This is a genomic window from Ruegeria sp. BHSA118 (assembly GCF_059613405.1).
In genome coordinates, this window is sequence record NZ_JBXWSM010000033.1 from 16,238 (window position 1) to 33,788 (window position 17,551).

Below are 17,551 nucleotides of genomic sequence, written 5' to 3' on the forward strand. Positions count from 1 at the left end.
AGCCGAAAAACGCAGGGATGAGAAAGTTTTTTGCGCCGTCAAAGCGAGACGTCAATTTGCCTCTGCCGCGTCCTCGAGCCTGAGCTGCACGGATTGCCGCCCGCCCCAGGTGTTCACCTCAAGCCGGCCTGCAAAGTGAAAGCGCGCGCCACCATGATTTGACAGTCTCTCGCCCATCGGACCGTCAAAGGCACCAAAGGCAATCGCCTCGAGCCCACCACCCATGCCATCGGACAAAGACAACTTCAGGTGCGTTTCCCCGACACGTTTGGCAAAACGCACCTGAAGATCCGGAACCGCATATCGCGGGGCAGGGGCTCCGGCGCCAAACGGTCCGGCCTGTTCGATCTGTTCGACAAGGTCCACTGTCGCGGCACCGGGCATAAGGGCGCCTTCCAGCTTCATATCCGCAGGGCCGCCCTGACCTGCGCCTTGTTTTGCCAGCAACTCGCTGAGGCGTTCCATGGCAGGTTCCAGTTTGTCGCGCATGACGGTAAGTCCAGCGGCCATCCTGTGACCGCCACCCTTGACCAGCAACCCTTCGGCCGCGAGCCGCTGGATCGACGCTCCCAGATCCACACCCGAGACCGAACGCCCCGAACCTTTGCCCTCATCACCGTCAAAGCCGATCACGATGGCCGGACGGTTGGCGGTTTCCTTCAAACGAGACGCCACGATGCCCACCACACCCGGATGCCAGCCTTCGCCGGCGGCCCAGACCAGCGGCGCGTCGAGTCCGCGGTCCTCGGCCTGCTCCATAGCGGCGGCGCGTACAGCATTTTCAATGTCCCGGCGTTCTGTGTTCAGCGCGTCCAGACGTTCAGACAAGGCTTGTGCCTCGGGCAGGGAATCCGTGCTCAGCAGGCGGGCACCCAGATCGGCCTGCCCGATGCGACCACCTGCGTTCACGCGGGGGCCAAGCAGAAAACCCAGGTGATAGCTGTTGGGCGCCGTGTCCATGCGCGAGACATCGGACAACGCGACAAGTCCGGGGCGTTGCCTTTGCGCCATCACTTTCAGGCCTTGTCGAACCAGGGCGCGATTGGCACCGATCAGAGGCGCAACGTCAGCCACGGTTGCCAGGGCCACCAGATCCAGCATCGATATCAGGTCAGGCCCCTTTGCGCCTGCCGCGCGCAGCTGGCGCCCTGCTTCGACCAGCATCAGAAACACGACACCCGCCGCGCAGAAATAGCCCAGTTCACCGCCTTCATCCTGCCGGTTGGGATTCACGACTGCAACGCAATCCGGCAGGGTTTCGCCGCCGAGGTGGTGATCCAGAACAATCACGTCCGCCCCGGCGGCCGCGGCAATCGGTTCATGGCTGAGCGTGCCGCAATCGACGCAAATGATCAGGTCGTGGCTGGTCGCCAGTTCCCGCATTGCCGGAACATTCGGACCATATCCTTCATCAATCCGATCCGGCACATAAAGCGTCGCCTGCAATCCCATCTGCCGAAGCCAGACAAGCAGCAGCGCGGCAGAGCAACCGCCGTCAACATCGTAATCCGCGAACACCGCGATTTTCTGGCGATGGCGTAGGGCGTCCAGAAAACGCGCCGCTGCCGTTTCCATGTCTTTCATGTCACGGGGATCTGGCAGCAGCTCCTTGAGCTTGGGGTCCAGAAAGCCGCGCGCCTCCATGACCGGCACGCGACGACGGGCCAGAACCTGACATACCGCACGCGGCAGGTCGGTCTGTTGTGCCATCATCTCGGCAGCCCGTTCCAGCTCGGCTTCCGGGCCAACCCAGCGCCGGCCGGTCAGTGATTGTTCTACGCCAAGAAAACCCATTGCCTGCCCCTTGTGAACCAAGGCCGGATCCTTTCGGACCCGGCCTTTTCATCTTTTCCCAAATACTCCCGCCGGAGGCAACGGCGCAAGCCGTTAGGCGTTATCGTGCGGCCACGTGGGGGTGCGATACGACATGCGGCGCACGGACCCGGTCTTTGAACGCATCAGCAGCGTCGTGGTTTCCACCCAACCCGGCTCGCGCTTGATGCGCGGCAACAGAGAGCCGCCGGTTACGCCCGTTGCGGCAAAGATCACATCCGCGGTCACCATCTCATCGCGCGAATATACCCGGTCCAGATCGGTGATGCCTGCTTTGGCAGCACGGCCCCGCTCGTCATCGTTGCGGAACAACAGACGACCAAAGATCTGTCCGCCCATGCATTTCAGCGCGGCAGCGGCAAGCACGCCTTCGGGGGCGCCACCCTGGCCCATATACATGTCGATACCGGTCACTTCGCTTTCTGCGCAATGCATGACGCCCGCCACGTCACCATCGGTGATCAGGCGGATCGATGCTCCGGTTTCGCGCACTTCGGCAATCATGGCTTCATGACGCGGGCGTTCCAGAATACAGACGGTGATGTCGGCCGGTTTGCAGCCTTTGGCCTTAGCTAGAGCCTCAACGCGTTCACGCGGAGACATGTCCAGATTGACGACACCCTCGGGCAAGCCCGGACCAATGGCCAGCTTGTCCATGTAAACGTCCGGCGCATGCAGCATCGAGCCGCGAGGGCCCATGGCAATCACGGTCAGCGCGTTGGGCATATCCTTTGCGGTTAGCGTTGTGCCTTCCAGCGGGTCCAGCGCGATGTCCACGCCGGGGCCGTTTCCGGTGCCGACCTCTTCGCCGATATAAAGCATCGGAGCTTCGTCGCGTTCGCCTTCGCCGATCACCACGACGCCAGCTATGTCCAGCAGGTTCAGCTGTTCGCGCATCGCATTTACGGCGGCCTGATCGGCGGCTTTCTCGTCACCACGCCCCACCAGCGAAGCCGAGGCTAGCGCAGCCTGTTCCGCCACCCTTGCCAGCCCCAGAGACAGCAGGCGGTCGTTGAAATCGGTTTTGGCAGCACTCATTGTCATGTATCCTCTGGTCATTTAAGCCGTTTCTATCGGCATAGCTTGCGTTTCATGCAGGCCGCAAGGTCAAACCGCTTCAATCCGCAATGCAACGGGGTCGCCTGCGACCACATCGGTTTCGCGGAAACCCTCCAACGCGACGTCCAGCGCCGTTCGGGTGGTCTTATGGGTGACGATCAGTACAGGCGCTGTGCTTTCGGCATGAGCGTATTGGCGCATCCGGTCGATTGACACCCCGGCATTGCCCAGAATGGCCGCAACCTTGGCCAATGCACCAGGTTTATCCAGCAGGCCCAGCCGCAGATAATACGGCGCAGATCGACCGGTGACGGCGGGAACTGCGGTTTCAAGCGTGGTGGCTGGGCGGCCAAAGGTCGGGATTTGTAGTCCGCGCGCCAGATCGCAGACATCGCCCATCACAGCGCTGGCTGTCGGACCTTCACCCGCGCCGGGGCCGCGCAGAACAACCTGTTCAACCGCGTCACCTTCAATCACGACCATATTGGTGCCGCCTTCCAGCTGCCCCAAGGGCGAGTCGCTGGGCACAAGGCAAGGCTGCATGCGCTGTTCCAGCCCGCGCGCGGTGCGCTGCGCCACGCCCAGCAGTTTGATGCGAAAGCCCATATCCTCGGCCTGGTCGATATCGTCGAGGCTGATTTGCTGAATGCCTTCGATCTCAATCCCGTCGAAATTCGGCTTGGTGCCAAAAGCGATCGAGGCCAGCAAAGCCAGTTTATGCGCGGCGTCGATGCCACCGACATCCAGATTGGGGTCGGCCTCAAGATACCCAAGTTCGGCGCATTCGTCGAACAGAGCGTTATAGCCCTGACGCTGCGACTGCATCCGGGTCAGAATGTAGTTGCAGGTGCCGTTCATCACACCCATCACGCGCGTGATCTCGTTTCCGGCCAACCCTTCGGTCAGGGATTTAATTACGGGGATACCGCCCGCGACAGCGGCCTCAAACCGGATGACGCGGCCAGCGGCTTCGGCCTGTTCAGCCAGTTCCTGCCCGTGAATGGCCAGCAATGCCTTGTTGGCGGTCACGACGTCTTTGCCGCTGGCCAGCGCGGCTTCGACCGAGGCCTTGGCCGGACCGTTTTCGCCGCCCATCAGTTCGACATAGACATCGATATCGTCGCGTTTCGCCAGCGCAACCGGGTCGGTTTCCCAGGCATAACCCGACAGGTTCACGCCGCGGTCTTTGTTCGGGTCGCGCGCAGATACGGCCACGATTTCAATCGACCGGCCCGTGCGCGTCTTCAGCAATTCTGCATGGCGGCGAACAATCTTGACGACTCCCACGCCGACCGTTCCCAAGCCCGCAATTCCCAGCCGCAGTGCCTGTGTCATATCGTGGGTCCTTTTCCGCTCGAATTATTCTGTTATCGGATGCTAGTCCAATCAGCGCTGCCTTAGCGGGTTCAGGCCAAGGGTGCAATCCGTCACCGGGGGATTGTCGAGGTGAAATGCTACGCTTTAGTTGGTTTGCGCGTTTTGCAGCGCCTGGGCCTTTTTCGCCAGCGCCTCGCTGCGCTGCGTCAGGTTTTCTTCCACCTCAGCGGCCTGGCTGACGGGATCAATCGAAGGCCCCAACGTTTCCTGCACCGGAACAAGACGCGGGTAGGGGGCCGATTTGACCGAGGCCGGTTCACTGCCTTCAAGTTCGGGAAAGTCTGAACACCCGGCAAACACAAGAATAATTGGCAGAACAGGCAGGAGTTTCATGTGGCACGCTTTTCGGTTTCGTTCGTCCTTTCGTGATGCACCTTTTGCCGGCGCCGATCAAGCGGGGTTCTATATGAACATTTGTTCAGATACTGTGGCTGCATGGCACGTACTCAAGGCTCCCACTCTGATATCACAGGCCCGCGTATTCGAAAGGCGGCCCTGAACCTGTTTGCCCGCCACGGCTATGCAGCGGTTTCGATGCGGCAGATCGCGAAAGAGGTCGGCGTTCAGGCGGGAGCGCTATACAATTACACGCCGGACAAGCAGAGTTTGCTGTATCGGTTGATGCGAGAGCATATGCAGGATCTGCTTTCAGCGTTCAACGCGCTGGAGCGCTGCGATGACTGCCAGCAAGCATTGCGCCGATTTGTCGGTTTTCACATTCGTTTCCACCTGCAACGCCCGGACGAGGTGTTCATCGCCTATATGGAACTGCGCAACCTCTCGCCCGAAAACTTCGCTGAAATCGAAGATCTTCGGCGTCAGTACGAAAACGCGTTGGAAGACATCCTTCACTCTGGCCAGCAAGCTGGTCAGTTTGCGATACCGGACACCAAGATCGCCACGCTGGCGGTGATTGCCATGTTGAACGGTGTGATGACCTGGTACAGGTCCGGAGGGCGGCTGTCACTGGACGAGGTCGAGCAGATTTATTGGAACATGGTGCATAAGGCGGTGACGGCCTGACAGGGCCAGACCATCACTGTGTCAGTGCGCAGGGCGAATGAAGGTCCCGTTTCGCAGTTCGCGAAACGCTTGTTCCAGTTCGGATCGCGTGTTCATCACAATGGGCCCGTGCCATGCGACGGGCTCATTGATCGGAGCCCCCGAGATCAACAGAAACCGCACGCCTTCGGGGCCAGCCTGAACGGTGATTTCGTCCCCCGTCCCGAAACGGACAAGCGTGCGGTCGCCCGACATATCGCGGATATTCACCTCTTGCCCGGCGACCTCTTTTTCCAACAGCACACCGGACGGGCGTGACGCATCTGCAAAGGCTGCCTGACCTTGAAAGACATAGGCAAAGGCTCGACGGTAAGTGTCGATGCGGAAGGTCTTCTTCACACCCGCGGGGACCGAGATGTCCAGGTACTGCGGATCTGCCGCAATGCCGTCCACGGGGCCGGTTTTGCCCCAAAACTCTCCGACAATCACCCGAACGGTGGTGCCGTCGTCGTCAGTGACTTCGGGGATGTCCTTGCTTTGAACATCCTGATAGCGCGGGGCGGTCATCTTCTGATCCGAAGGCAGGTTGCCCCACAGCTGAAACCCGTGCATCTGCCCCGAGGTGTTTCCCTGCGGCATTTCCTGATGCAGGATGCCGGATCCCGCCGTCATCCACTGCACGTCGCCTGCGCCCAAAGTGCCGATGTTGCCCAGCGAATCCGAATGCTCGACCGATCCGGCCAGAACATAGGTAATCGTCTCGATTCCGCGATGCGGATGCCAGGGAAAACCGGCCTGATAGTCCTGCGGGCGTTCGTTCCTGAAGTCGTCGAACAGCAGGAAAGGATCAAGTTCGGACGGGTCCTGAAACCCGAATGCACGGTGAAGTTTCACGCCAGCCCCTTCCATCGTCGGGGTGGCCCTGCGTGTTTCCAGTGTGGGTCTAAGGGACATATTCGCCTCCGGTTCGTTTGATCAGCATGTAACCGCTGCGAGAATGCGGTCAATCAGCGTCTATAAACCGGAGCTGTGCAAATTTGCTGCGCAACCAAAGCCCTGTTGTTTCCCCTGGAAAATCGCTAAGTCGAAGCTGAACGGACAGGAGACATCCATGCAGGACGAAGTGCTGGCAACGATTCAGGCATCATCCGCCAGACGGTGGACCGGAGTAGGGATGCTGTCGACGGTTGGGGCGCTGGTCACATACGTCGCTTTGGCATCGCCGCCCGAACCGGTGTGGCAGGTTTTTCTGTTTGTCGTAGGGGGTGCGTCGCTTTGGCTGGCCTATCGTGTTTGGCACGCGACCCAGGACCGTATTGAGCTGACACAGTCGGAATTGCGTACCGGGTCAGGCCAATTGATCGCGAAGGTGGCTGATATTGAATCGGTGGATCGCGGTGTGTTTGCGTTCAAGCCGTCAAACGGTTTTCTGGTTCGTACCAAGCACAAAAATACGAACCAATGGGCCCCGGGCTTGTGGTGGCGGATCGGTCACCGGGTCGGCGTGGGCGGCATGACGTCTGCCGCCGAGGCCAAGTTCATGTCCGAAATTCTATCCGCTATTTGTGCAGACGAACGGGGCCTGAGTTAAGTTACAAGCAACTTCGTTCGTAAAGCGGGGACGGGTAAAGATGAAGTTCTCAAAGGTGATACCTGTCGCAAAATCCCAGCCCGGTCTGAACGTGGGGATGTATTCATTGGACGTTTCAACCAGAATAACGGTGTCCTGATTGGGCATCGGCGGCAAGCGGTCTTCGATTTCCTCGATTTTGTCGTCGTCCCACTCATTGTCAAAGCCGCGTACAGTCGACCAGCGAACGTAGTGGCGATCATCGTCCTCATCGTAAACAATCAGAGAAATACGCATCTTCACATCTGACCGGTTATTGACCATCTTGCCTGCCAAATCGTGCAGCGAGTCGATATACACATCGGTCACGGCCTGCGTTTCACGCGAAATCAGATCGCTGATCGTATAAGCTGCCTTCAGATTGGAGGCGCTTTGACGAAACCCCTCGAATGCAGTGAACGTGAACGTGATCGTCCATAACATCAATGGAAAAATCATGAGGGCTTCTACGGTCAGAATGCCGCTTTCGTCATTCTTGAAATCTTTGACGCGATTTTTCAGATATCGGAGTACAGACATGATCTTACAGTGGCTCCTGTACGAATGCCGTTGTTGCGGTCACCGCATAGTGGCCGGTAGCGTCCGGGACAAGCTTGGCAATGGCTGAGGTCTCAAGAACCGGATCTATGCGCAGGCAGGCCCGCAGGATCATCAACTCATTGGATTGGCCGCTTTTGAAATCCAAAACCGGCTTGGGGTCTTCGGAACTGTCCGTGCAGGGGATGCTGTCTGAAAGCACGATACCAGCGAACGCGTCCTGCTTGACCATTTGCAGTCGCAAATTCCCTGTACAATCCTTGATTCCGGACACTTCGCAAATCCGATCCCTGATCACGTCGTGATTCCAGTTTGTACCCGTACCCAGCCGAATATCCCTTACGATCAGGTCAACTCCACGCTCCAAAGCAGCATGCTTCATTGTGATGATGGACAGTTCGGCTCCTGCCACGAGAAGCGCCAGGAAGAAGGGTACGAGCATGATGAACTCGATTGTCGCATTCCCTGCCTCGGATTGCCGAAACAGGCGGAGATGCGACAGCTTTCTGCTGATCATTGGGTTAGCCTCAGTTTGCGGATCGACGATGCGATAGATTCAAAGGCTTTCTCAAGGTTCAGGCCGCTTACATTATAGACGTGGCTGTCAGAGCTGGCACAGTCTTTGAGGGTCCTGTATCCGCTTCTTGGTGCTTCGAAAGCGATGCCGTAAACAATGATACCCTGGTCTTTGGCCGCATCACAAACATGTTTGGTACGCTGGTTCTTGGCAGATGTTTCGACTTTCGCGTAGGCCTTGGAATACCATTCCGCCCACCCGCTGGACTGCCAGTAATAGTTGTACCGTGCGTTCCATGCCAAAGATACTCGGTTAAACAGTTCAGGATATGTCAACCGAACGGCTGTTCCGGGTTCTTCGTTCAGCTGTGTCTCAGGTTCCGGGTTTCCGTAGGGGTGATCTGCCCAAACGTCTTGCTGAGGCCAGAAAAAATTCGGACGACCCTGAGAATGGTACACGGTGTATTCATCAGCTTCCGGGTTGTACCAGACGTCTGACATACCTTCGCGCAGCGATGGGTTAAGCATGTATTGATCGGTGTTCTGACCGTCTGTCATAACAATAGCGATCTTCAGAACGTCGGTGCCATAGTCCGAGGGACGGACCGAGAATTTTGTTGGCACAATTGTTGTACCTGCATAGGACGGATCCTGTTCCAGCGACAGGTCGCGAACAATTCCGCGCATGCTCGGGTCCAGCAGGGCAGTACCCCACTTCATCCCAATATCGATCGACGTGTTGCCGCCTGGGGTGAGGGACGCAATCTGGGCAAGCAGTTTGTTCATATTGTCGGTGACAGGGGTGATCGCACTCCCTGCGCGGACCGGACAAACGGGCAGGTCGATAGTCCCTTCAGAATAGGTGAAAGGATCGAAATGGGCGGTACGCTCCAACGTGTCATCCCGTTCCAGATCAGAATCGCTGTACTGCTCTGGAATGAAGTTTACGCAGTGCGAATAGCTGTGTTCCTGCGTGACATTCGTAAACTTGTCCAGAATTGGCGCACCCGCGTTGACCTGCGTTGCGTAAGGAACAATCGAGATTGAAATCTGCGTTTCGTTCGGTTTGTCCAGCATGAGCCTGACAAATTCCGACGCAGCTTCTCTCAATACTGCGATTTTTGTCTTCGATGGTGTGGCAGACGGGCGCGACATTGAGCCGGAGATGTCGAGAACCAATGAGATTTCAACGGCGCCAATGGATTCTTCAGCCGCACTGGTCGCGACGAGACCCAGTTCAGTGACTTTGCCGAACCTCAGATAGCGGGTCGGAACAACCGCTTCGGCCGTAGCACTTACTTTTTTGGAGCCGAAACCTTCAACAACCGTCGTAACGGCGTTCAAATTGCCCAGCCCGGCCTTGTCCATGTAAGAATCGACGACCGCCTTGGCAGGAAGGTCCTGGTCGAGGTCCGCGGCGGCAAGCACAGCGCGGTCCAGTGTGGATTGCAGGCTGGCACGGTCGCGTTCATATTTCATGACATCCATGGCCATGCCGGTAATCGCCAGCATCAGGACCACCATAAACAATACGAAAATAGTGAAGGCGCCATCTTCGTTGCGAGCGAACTGCTCTAATTTGAACGTTTTGCGCTTCGGTTTCGAGCCGTCGTTACAAAGCAAGGAATTCAGCATTCTGGTTACTCCGCTTCACACGTCGAATTCGTGCGTCAAAGAAAAAGAGATTTGGGACAAAGTTAATTTTCAAACGTGGCGTGAATTGGGCGAAAAAGGCTTGGTTTTGGCCTTTTTGGGCGCGCAGAGGGTATAATTTTAACGTTTTCCCATGGTCTGTCGATGAAATGAAGACAATCCGTTAAGCGATTGACCGGATTGGGCGACTCACCATCAGAAACTCAAGTCTCTGTTAGGAAGGTGATGAAAAAAAGTGCATTGTTTGATTGCAGCCAGACTTGAGTGGTGCGACAAAACGTCATGACGTTTCGTCATCCAGCGGTACGGAGGATTTTATGACCGGCATCCAAGAACCAAGCTTTCGCCAGAGTGTTGACCTGATGTTCAACAGGGCGGCCGCCCTGATGGAACTGCCGCCGGGGCTGGAGCAGAAAATCCGGGTTTGCAACGCTACCTACACAGTTCGGTTTGGTGTGCGTCTGCGCGGTGAGATCCACACCTTCACCGGGTACAGGTCTGTCCATTCCGAACATATGGAGCCGGTCAAAGGCGGCATTCGCTATGCCACTGCGGTGAATCAGGATGAGGTCGAAGCGCTGGCTGCGTTGATGACGTACAAATGTGCTCTTGTCGAAACGCCTTTTGGCGGATCGAAAGGCGGTCTTTGCATTGATCCGCGGAAATACGAAGAACACGAACTGGAACAGATCACGCGCCGCTTTGCCTATGAACTTGCCAAGCGGGATCTGATCAACCCGTCGCAGAACGTTCCGGCGCCCGACATGGGAACAGGCGAACGCGAGATGGCCTGGATGGCCGACCAATACGCGCGGATGAACACCACCGACATCAACGCACGGGCCTGTGTGACCGGCAAGCCATTGAACGCAGGTGGCATTGCCGGACGGGTCGAAGCGACCGGACGCGGTATCCAATACGCTCTGCGCGAATTTTTCCGTCACCCCGAAGACGTCAAGACGGCCGGCCTGTCGGGCAAGCTGGAAGGCAAGCGTGTTGTGGTGCAGGGGCTCGGCAACGTGGGGTATCACGCCGCGAAGTTTCTGAGCGAGGAAGACGGTTCGCGCATTGTGGGTATCATCGAATGGGACGGAGCGCTCTATAACCCGGATGGTATCGACGTCGAAGCCGTCCATCAGTGGATCGTCAAGCATGGCGGCGTAAAGGATTATCCGGACGCGACTCATTCAGCGGAAGGCGCAACCGTTCTGGAGGTCGAGTGTGATATCCTGATCCCGGCTGCCCTGGAGGGTGTCATCAATCTGTCCAACGCTGAACGGATCAAGGCACCTTTGATCATCGAGGCCGCGAATGGCCCGGTCACCGCTGGCGCCGATGAGATTCTTCGCAAGAAAGGCACCATCATCATCCCGGATATGTATGCCAACGCGGGCGGTGTGACGGTTTCTTATTTCGAATGGGTCAAGAACCTCAGCCACATTCGTTTCGGCCGGATGCAGCGCCGCCAGGAAGAGGCGCGCCATGAACTGATCGTCAGCGAGCTGGAACGGCTGGACCGTTATCTGGGGGACGCGTGGTCGATGTCGCCGGACTTCAAGGCAAAATACCTCAAGGGTGCCGACGAGCTTGAGCTGGTGCGCTCGGGCCTCGATGACACGATGCGTATTGCCTACCAGTCGATGCGTGAAGTGTGGCACAGCCGCGACGATGTCGAAGACCTGCGTACTGCGGCCTATATCGTGGCGATCGACCGCGTGGCCAAAAGCTATCGCGCCAAGGGGCTCTGAAGCAGGCGGGCGGGGTGATCATTTCGCCCCGCCGGTACGCGCTGCGGCTTGAATGTCGATAGCGGCCCGTTAGTTTGACGGATAGTAGACACTCAGAGAAACGAATCCCGGAGACCTCCATGTTGCGTATAGCCATTGTCGCGGCTCTGCTGGCCACCCCTTTGGCCGCTCAGGAAACTAAGGAACAAAGCTGCAAATATCAGGCGGATGTGGTGGCCGCGATCCAAAAGGCGCGGCTGGACCGCGTGAAAGAACGCGATGTGGCGCAAGCCGTGGCGGATAGTGGCCCGACATGGCCCGAGAACTACAATGCCGCAATCCCGCTGATCACGCCGTGGGTCTATGAACAAAAGATGCGCGATGTGCGCAAAAAGGATTTGGGCGCTGCTTGGCTCGAGCTGTGTTTGCAGCAATAATCCACAGCCCGGACATTTCCTTGTGGACAAACGCGCGCCATCCCCTTGGCGCGCGTTCCTGTTTCTGTCAGGTTTGACACATGTCACTGCCCCCCGGATTTCTGGATGAACTGCGCACCCGCCTGAGCCTGTCTCAGGTTGTCGGGCGCAAGGTCATGTGGGATCAACGCAAGTCCAATCAGGGCAAAGGTGACATGTGGGCGCCTTGCCCGTTTCATCACGAAAAGACGGCCTCATTCCATGTCGATGATCAGAAGGGGTTTTATTACTGCTTCGGCTGTCACGCCAAGGGCGACGCGATCAGCTTTGTGAAAGAAACGGAAAATGTTTCCTTCATCGAAGCGGTTGAAATCCTCGCCCGAGAGGCTGGCATGCCGATGCCTGCGCGCGACCCGAAAGCGCAGGAAAAGCAGGATCGTCGCAGTCAGCTTGCCGATGTGATGGAACAGGCGGTGCAGTTCTTCCGCCTGCGACTCAAGACCGGGGCAGGAGCCGCCGCACGAGACTACCTCGCGCGCCGCGGGTTGAACGCGCAAGCGCTGGACCGGTGGGAGATCGGGTTTGCTCCGGACGATTGGCAGGCGCTGTGGGACCATCTGCGCGGCAAAAACGTGGCCGAGGATCTGATCCTTGGGGCCGGGCTGGCCAAGCCTTCGAACAAGGGCAAAAAGCCTTATGACACCTTCCGCAACCGCATCATGTACCCGATCCGCGATCCGCGCGGACGTTGTATCGCGTTTGGCGGGCGGGCGATGGACCCGAATGACAACGCGAAATACCTGAACTCGCCCGAGACCGAGTTGTTCGACAAGGGGCGCAGCCTTTACAATCAAGGTCCGGCGCGGCAGGCGGCGGGCAAAGGGCAGCCGTTGATCGTGGCCGAAGGGTATATGGACGTGATCGCGCTGGCCGAGGCGGGGTTTGGCGCGTCGGTTGCGCCTTTGGGAACGGCCATTACTGAACATCAGTTGCAACTGCTGTGGCGGATCGCTGATGAACCGATCATAGCACTGGACGGCGACACAGCAGGTCTGCGGGCGGCCATGCGTGCGGTTGATCTGGCGCTGCCGCTGCTGGAGGCCGGGAAATCCCTGCGTTTTGCCTTGATGCCCGAAGGCAAGGACCCGGACGATCTGTTGCGCACCGAAGGGCCGGGCGCCGTTCAGGCCGTTCTGGAAGGGGCCGTGCCTATGGTCAAACTTCTGTGGCAGCGCGAGACCGAAGGAAAGGTATTCGACAGCCCGGAACGCAAGGCAGCACTGGACAAGGCATTGCGAGACAAGATCAAGCTGATCCGGGATTCCTCGATCCGCTCGCATTACGGGCAAGAAATCAAAGACCTGCGCTGGCAGCTGTTCCGTCCGCAACGGCAGCCGCAAAACCGTCCGTGGCAACCGCGGGGAAAATGGCAGCCGCAGCAAACCGCGACGCCGGGCGCGCGCAGTTCGTTTCTGGCCTCATCGGAAAACGCGGATATCCAACTGCGCGAAGCCGCGATTCTGGCGATCTCAATTCTGAATCCCAAGGTTGTTGTCCAATTTGAGCAACAATTGGAAGAAATGGAATGTCACAATCCTGATTACGCGGCCTTGCGCGATGCTGTCCTGCGTCACGCAATTGATGATCCGGACCACCTGAAAGACCACATTATCGCATCAATGGGGCCTGACGCCCTTGAAAACCTGCTGACCCTTCGCCATGTGGCAGTCATCCCCTGTGTGTCCAAGCCAGGCGACGTTGAAAAGGCCGAGATGACACTGGCCGAGGAACTCGCAAAGATCAAAGCGCTCCGGGGGTTGGATGCCGAGATTGCCGAAGCGGCAGAGGAACTGTCCGATCTGCCCGATGAGGCGCTGACATACCGGCTGGCGCAAGCCGCCGAAGAGCGTAACCGCACGAGTCGAAGCCAGAACGAGGATCGGGCCGTATTCGACATTGCCCACAATGGTGCGCGAATCAATCGTGACGAGAAAGACGCGTTTGCGGCGATCATGTCAGGCATCAAATTCGAGCGGAAACGCCGATAAGTGGTGTTTTCGTAAGGCACTGGAAAAGAAAAACGGGTAAACGGGTGGCCGAATCACTTATACGCGCTAATGATTCGGCTGAGACGAATCACCCATCCCTGCAGGAGCATTGAATGGCCGCCAAGGATACGAACGAAGACCGCAAATCCGACGAGCAGGAACAGGAAATCTCGCTGGACATGAGCCAGGCGAACGTCAAGAAGATGATCGCCGAGGCTCGCGAGAAAGGTTACATCACCTACGACCAGCTCAATCAGGTCTTGCCGCCTGATCAGGTCAGTTCGGAACAGATCGAAGACGTAATGTCGATGCTGTCCGAGATGGGCATCAACATCATCGAAGATGAAGAGGCCGAAGAGGAAGAGAACAAAGGCTCGACCGAACTGGTTGCCGCGGAAAGCAACCGTGAGGTTGCGCTGGCCGGTTCCGGTACTGAAAAGCTGGATCGCACCGACGACCCCGTGCGCATGTATCTGCGCGAGATGGGTTCGGTTGAACTGCTGAGCCGCGAGGGTGAGATCGCAATCGCCAAGCGGATCGAAGCCGGTCGCAATACGATGATTGCAGGCCTGTGTGAAAGCCCGCTGACCTTTCAGGCGATCACCATCTGGCATGACGAATTGTTGTCCGAAGACATTCTTTTGCGGGATGTCATTGATCTGGAAACCACGTTCGGCAACCAGTTGGACGAAGACGGTGACGTTGAAGAGCCGGTCGTCGATACCTCGGCCGTGCAGGCGAACAAGCCAGCCAAGGATACCGGCCCCGAGCTGGATGCGGATGGCAACCCGCTGAACAACGACGACGATGACGATGACGACGATCAGGCCAACATGTCGCTGGCCGCGATGGAAGCGGCGCTGAAGGATCAGGTCCTGACCACGTTGGAGCGTATCTCGACCGACTTCTCGATGCTGTCTGAAATGCAGGACAGCCGGATTTCGGCCACGCTGAACGAGGACGGTACGTTCAGTGAAAAAGACGAAGAAACCTATCAGAAACTGCGGGCTGAGATCGTCGAACTGGTGAACGGGCTTCACCTGCACAACAACCGGATCGAGGCGCTGATCGACCAGCTTTATGGCATCAACCGCCGCGTCATGTCTCTGGACAGCGCGATGGTCAAGCTGGCCGATCAGGCACGGATCAACCGCCGCGAGTTTATCGAAGCGTATCGGGGCCGTGAACTGGATCCGAACTGGCTGGCCGAGATGGCCGAAAAGCCGGGCCGGGGTTGGCAGATGTTCATCGAACGCTCGACCGCGAAGGTCGAAGAGCTGCGCAACGATATGGCTCAGGTCGGCCAATATGTCGGTCTGGATATCTCGGAATTCCGCCGCATCGTGCAGCAGGTTCAGAAGGGCGAGAAAGAGGCGCGGCAGGCCAAGAAGGAAATGGTCGAAGCCAACCTGCGCCTGGTGATCTCGATCGCCAAAAAGTACACGAACCGCGGCCTGCAATTCCTTGATCTTATTCAGGAAGGTAACATCGGCCTGATGAAGGCGGTGGACAAGTTCGAATACCGTCGCGGGTACAAGTTCTCGACCTATGCGACCTGGTGGATTCGTCAGGCGATCACCCGCTCGATCGCGGATCAGGCCCGCACGATCCGTATTCCGGTTCACATGATCGAAACGATCAACAAGCTGGTGCGCACGGGCCGTCAGATGCTGCACGAAATCGGCCGTGAGCCGACGCCGGAAGAACTGGCCGAAAAGTTGCAGATGCCGCTCGAGAAAGTGCGCAAGGTGATGAAGATCGCCAAAGAGCCAATTTCTCTGGAAACACCCATCGGCGACGAGGAAGACAGCCAACTGGGCGATTTCATCGAGGACAAGAATGCCGTGCTGCCGCTGGACAGCGCCATTCAGGAAAACCTCAAGGAAACCACGACGCGGGTTCTGGCCTCGCTCACTCCGCGCGAAGAACGGGTTCTGCGGATGCGTTTTGGCATCGGCATGAACACCGACCACACGCTGGAAGAGGTTGGTCAGCAGTTCAGCGTGACCCGCGAACGGATCCGCCAGATCGAGGCCAAGGCGCTGCGGAAGCTGAAGCATCCCAGCCGGTCACGAAAACTCCGGTCTTTCCTGGATCAATAAGAACAAAGATCAATACGAACGAAGGCGCCCCGTCAGAGGCGCCTTTTTTCGTTCACATTGGCTGGTTCTCGCATCACGTTGGCGCGAATGCACAAGGCCAGGGCGGTGTGCCTTTCTATATCGGTCTTGTCCACTCATGGGACAGGCCGGGGCGAGGCTTTTCAGGTTGATGACCCCCGGCCAGCTGTCCGAATGGGATGTTCCACTCGGGTCTTGAAGGCGCTGGGCGGCTGACCTGTCCACCGTTTGAAGGCGGTCGAAAAAGCCGCCTGATCGGCATACCCCAGCGCGTATGAGATTTCAGACAGAGTCATGCCATTTGTGATGAAAGTCTGGGCCAGATCACACCTTAGATCGTCCACAATATCGCGATAGCTTGTTCCTTCATCCTTGAGGCGTCGACTGAAGGTTCTGAGGCTCATCCCCAGATCCGCCGCCGCATCTTCGGCTTGCAGGATTGCGCCGGGCAGGGATCGGGTGATCAGACCTTCGACGCGGGCGCGGGTCTTGTGCTTGGGAGGTGGTTTCTCGGCCAGCAGACGTTCTCCGTATTCCAGCAAATGCTCGCGCAGCTTAGGATCATAGGTCGGCACCTTCAATTCCAGCGCAGATAACGGCAGAATGATTTCAATCTTTTCAGCCCCGAAAATCACCGGGCAGCCCGCCAGCTTTTCGTAGGTTTTGGCGCGGCTTCCAACTTTGTGCTGAAAGCGCATCTCGATCGGATGCAAGTTCACCTGCGTGAGGTTTCTCATCCTGGCCAGCGCAGCGAACAACAGGAACTCCGTGCGCCGATGATAGCGGGCAAAGCTGGCATCTTTCCAATCGGCCTCAAGCGCCGCGAAGTTGCCGGCAACACGGAAGCTGAGCCCGATGGCCGGATCGATGATGCCGTGAAAACGCGACAGGTTTTCCATCACCTGCCTCAAATCGCGTGAGTATTTACTGATATACCCCGTCACGGTCGAGGCCGACGTGACCTTGAGCCCAGTGCGCGCCGCAAATGTGATGTCACCAACGGCGTCACAGGCGTGCCGGATGAACAGGGCCTCTTTATGTGCGCTGTAGACTGTGGCAGGGGGCGCGATATCTTGCTGACGCAGACCGGCCTGTTTCATTACCCGTTGGGATAGATCGCTGTTGCCGGCGTGGCGATCCAGCGCCTGGATCAAAAAATGTAGTCGGTCGATATCTACGTCCATCGTGGTACAACACCTTACATTTTCAAATACATTAACAGGTTATCACGGAAATTCCTTTTTTGACTTTGGCTTTTGGCAGGAAGGATTTTGCGCGTGAGTATCGCGTGTTGGCAAGTTCTCGAAAGGTTTTGACCGGAACGCGCATGAAGTGTAACGCGCGGCTGTCCAAATCAGCTTTGTTGCCGGGTCGGGACCTTCATGGGGATGAGGTCAGAGCCTCGGAGAAATCACCAATCTCTGCTCAGGGCTCCCCGGCACGCTCATTTTTCCCCATAAGTGACGCATTGTTCTGCGATGACGGGCTTGGGCCTGCTGATCCGCTGTCAAGGCTGGCTCACACCGGATCACGCTATGTACCAGGCTGGCTGAATTGATCGTGAGGCACCCTGTGCGCGCGGTGAAGTTCGTCTAACCTATTTGGAGACCACCATTTGGAACAAGCAATCAGG

Annotated in this window: 15 protein-coding genes; 6 read left to right on the forward strand and 9 right to left on the reverse strand. The window is 57.7% G+C overall.

The annotated features are described in order from the left end of the window. Window positions 1–51: 51 nt before the first annotated feature. The 4 genes from recJ to AC2FNN_RS11715 form a co-directional block, all read right to left on the reverse strand. The gene (gene recJ, locus AC2FNN_RS11700; protein WP_496758749.1) at window positions 52–1,794 is read right to left on the reverse strand and encodes a single-stranded-DNA-specific exonuclease RecJ; all 1,743 of its coding nucleotides are present in this window, start codon (window positions 1,792–1,794) and stop codon (window positions 52–54) included. A gap of 93 nt (window positions 1,795–1,887) precedes the next feature. Further along, on the reverse strand, window positions 1,888–2,871 hold the full coding sequence (gene glpX / locus AC2FNN_RS11705; RefSeq protein WP_496758751.1) for a class II fructose-bisphosphatase: 984 nt from the start codon (window positions 2,869–2,871) through the stop codon (window positions 1,888–1,890). A gap of 69 nt (window positions 2,872–2,940) precedes the next feature. Continuing rightward, window positions 2,941–4,227, reverse strand: a complete 1,287-nt coding sequence (locus AC2FNN_RS11710) for a homoserine dehydrogenase (RefSeq protein ID WP_496758753.1) — start codon at window positions 4,225–4,227, stop codon at window positions 2,941–2,943. A 126-nt stretch (window positions 4,228–4,353) separates the two neighbouring features. Then, on the reverse strand, window positions 4,354–4,602 hold the full coding sequence (locus tag AC2FNN_RS11715) for a hypothetical protein (RefSeq protein WP_496758755.1): 249 nt from the start codon (window positions 4,600–4,602) through the stop codon (window positions 4,354–4,356). A gap of 102 nt (window positions 4,603–4,704) precedes the next feature. Here AC2FNN_RS11715 and AC2FNN_RS11720 point away from each other — a divergent pair, with 102 nt between their 5' ends. After that, complete coding sequence (locus AC2FNN_RS11720) at window positions 4,705–5,292, forward strand: TetR/AcrR family transcriptional regulator (protein ID WP_496758757.1); 588 nt, start codon at window positions 4,705–4,707, stop codon at window positions 5,290–5,292. 21 nt (window positions 5,293–5,313) lie between these two features. Here the strand turns inward: AC2FNN_RS11720 and AC2FNN_RS11725 are convergent, their stop codons facing one another. After that, window positions 5,314–6,225: a pirin family protein gene (locus tag AC2FNN_RS11725; RefSeq protein ID WP_496758759.1), complete on the reverse strand. Its 912-nt coding sequence runs from the start codon at window positions 6,223–6,225 to the stop codon at window positions 5,314–5,316. A gap of 157 nt (window positions 6,226–6,382) precedes the next feature. Between AC2FNN_RS11725 and AC2FNN_RS11730 the strand changes: the two genes are divergently transcribed. Beyond that, window positions 6,383–6,862 (forward strand): hypothetical protein, encoded by a 480-nt coding sequence (locus AC2FNN_RS11730; protein WP_496758761.1) that lies wholly within the window; start codon window positions 6,383–6,385, stop codon window positions 6,860–6,862. Here AC2FNN_RS11730 and AC2FNN_RS11735 read toward each other — a convergent pair. From AC2FNN_RS11735 to AC2FNN_RS11745, 3 genes are read right to left on the reverse strand one after another with little or no spacing between them, the layout of a single operon-like run. Next, window positions 6,824–7,420 carry a TadE/TadG family type IV pilus assembly protein gene (locus AC2FNN_RS11735; RefSeq protein WP_496758763.1) on the reverse strand — a complete coding sequence of 199 codons (597 nt, stop codon included), beginning with the start codon at window positions 7,418–7,420 and terminating at the stop codon, window positions 6,824–6,826. The two genes, AC2FNN_RS11730 and AC2FNN_RS11735, sit on opposite strands and share 39 nt — an antisense overlap. A 4-nt stretch (window positions 7,421–7,424) precedes the next feature. Then, the gene (locus AC2FNN_RS11740; RefSeq protein ID WP_496758765.1) at window positions 7,425–7,955 is read right to left on the reverse strand and encodes a TadE/TadG family type IV pilus assembly protein; all 531 of its coding nucleotides are present in this window, start codon (window positions 7,953–7,955) and stop codon (window positions 7,425–7,427) included. Continuing rightward, window positions 7,952–9,589, reverse strand: a complete 1,638-nt coding sequence (locus AC2FNN_RS11745) for a pilus assembly protein TadG-related protein (RefSeq protein ID WP_496758766.1) — start codon at window positions 9,587–9,589, stop codon at window positions 7,952–7,954. The genes AC2FNN_RS11740 and AC2FNN_RS11745 overlap by 4 nt, the downstream gene beginning before the upstream one ends. Window positions 9,590–9,924: 335 nt before the next feature. On the opposite strand from AC2FNN_RS11745, the gene AC2FNN_RS11750 reads away from it, so the two are divergent. The 4 genes from AC2FNN_RS11750 (at window position 9,925) to rpoD (ending at window position 15,900) form a co-directional block, all read left to right on the forward strand. Beyond that, entirely contained in the window at window positions 9,925–11,355 is a 1,431-nt protein-coding gene (locus AC2FNN_RS11750; RefSeq protein WP_496758768.1) for a Glu/Leu/Phe/Val family dehydrogenase, read from the forward strand. 119 nt (window positions 11,356–11,474) lie between these two features. Beyond that, a complete protein-coding gene (locus tag AC2FNN_RS11755; RefSeq protein ID WP_152457544.1) occupies window positions 11,475–11,771 on the forward strand; it encodes a hypothetical protein in 297 nt (98 codons plus the stop codon). An 80-nt stretch (window positions 11,772–11,851) separates the two neighbouring features. Further along, a complete protein-coding gene (gene dnaG / locus AC2FNN_RS11760) occupies window positions 11,852–13,798 on the forward strand; it encodes a DNA primase (protein ID WP_496758769.1) in 1,947 nt (648 codons plus the stop codon). A 113-nt stretch (window positions 13,799–13,911) separates the two neighbouring features. Further along, window positions 13,912–15,900: an RNA polymerase sigma factor RpoD gene (rpoD, locus tag AC2FNN_RS11765; RefSeq protein ID WP_171633431.1), complete on the forward strand. Its 1,989-nt coding sequence runs from the start codon at window positions 13,912–13,914 to the stop codon at window positions 15,898–15,900. Between the two features lie 161 nt (window positions 15,901–16,061). Here the strand turns inward: rpoD and AC2FNN_RS11770 are convergent, their stop codons facing one another. Further along, window positions 16,062–17,102 (reverse strand): helix-turn-helix domain-containing protein, encoded by a 1,041-nt coding sequence (locus AC2FNN_RS11770; protein WP_496758770.1) that lies wholly within the window; start codon window positions 17,100–17,102, stop codon window positions 16,062–16,064. Window positions 17,103–17,551: the final 449 nt, after the last annotated feature.

Bases quoted from the DNA above. Each gene is read 5' to 3' on its own strand.
- AC2FNN_RS11725 (WP_496758759.1), bottom strand. From the start codon at position 6,225: ATGTCCCTTAGACCCACACTGGAAACACGCAGGGCCACCCCGACGATG.
- AC2FNN_RS11710 (WP_496758753.1), bottom strand. From the start codon at position 4,227: ATGACACAGGCACTGCGGCTGGGAATTGCGGGCTTGGGAACGGTCGGC.
- AC2FNN_RS11750 (WP_496758768.1), top strand. From the start codon at position 9,925: ATGACCGGCATCCAAGAACCAAGCTTTCGCCAGAGTGTTGACCTGATG.
- AC2FNN_RS11755 (WP_152457544.1), top strand. From the start codon at position 11,475: ATGTTGCGTATAGCCATTGTCGCGGCTCTGCTGGCCACCCCTTTGGCC.
- AC2FNN_RS11730 (WP_496758761.1), top strand. From the start codon at position 6,383: ATGCAGGACGAAGTGCTGGCAACGATTCAGGCATCATCCGCCAGACGG.
- AC2FNN_RS11720 (WP_496758757.1), top strand. From the start codon at position 4,705: ATGGCACGTACTCAAGGCTCCCACTCTGATATCACAGGCCCGCGTATT.
- rpoD (WP_171633431.1), top strand. From the start codon at position 13,912: ATGGCCGCCAAGGATACGAACGAAGACCGCAAATCCGACGAGCAGGAA.
- AC2FNN_RS11740 (WP_496758765.1), bottom strand. From the start codon at position 7,955: ATGATCAGCAGAAAGCTGTCGCATCTCCGCCTGTTTCGGCAATCCGAG.
- AC2FNN_RS11735 (WP_496758763.1), bottom strand. From the start codon at position 7,420: ATGTCTGTACTCCGATATCTGAAAAATCGCGTCAAAGATTTCAAGAAT.
- recJ (WP_496758749.1), bottom strand. From the start codon at position 1,794: ATGGGTTTTCTTGGCGTAGAACAATCACTGACCGGCCGGCGCTGGGTT.
- dnaG (WP_496758769.1), top strand. From the start codon at position 11,852: ATGTCACTGCCCCCCGGATTTCTGGATGAACTGCGCACCCGCCTGAGC.
- glpX (WP_496758751.1), bottom strand. From the start codon at position 2,871: ATGAGTGCTGCCAAAACCGATTTCAACGACCGCCTGCTGTCTCTGGGG.
- AC2FNN_RS11745 (WP_496758766.1), bottom strand. From the start codon at position 9,589: ATGCTGAATTCCTTGCTTTGTAACGACGGCTCGAAACCGAAGCGCAAA.
- AC2FNN_RS11715 (WP_496758755.1), bottom strand. From the start codon at position 4,602: ATGAAACTCCTGCCTGTTCTGCCAATTATTCTTGTGTTTGCCGGGTGT.
- AC2FNN_RS11770 (WP_496758770.1), bottom strand. From the start codon at position 17,102: ATGGACGTAGATATCGACCGACTACATTTTTTGATCCAGGCGCTGGAT.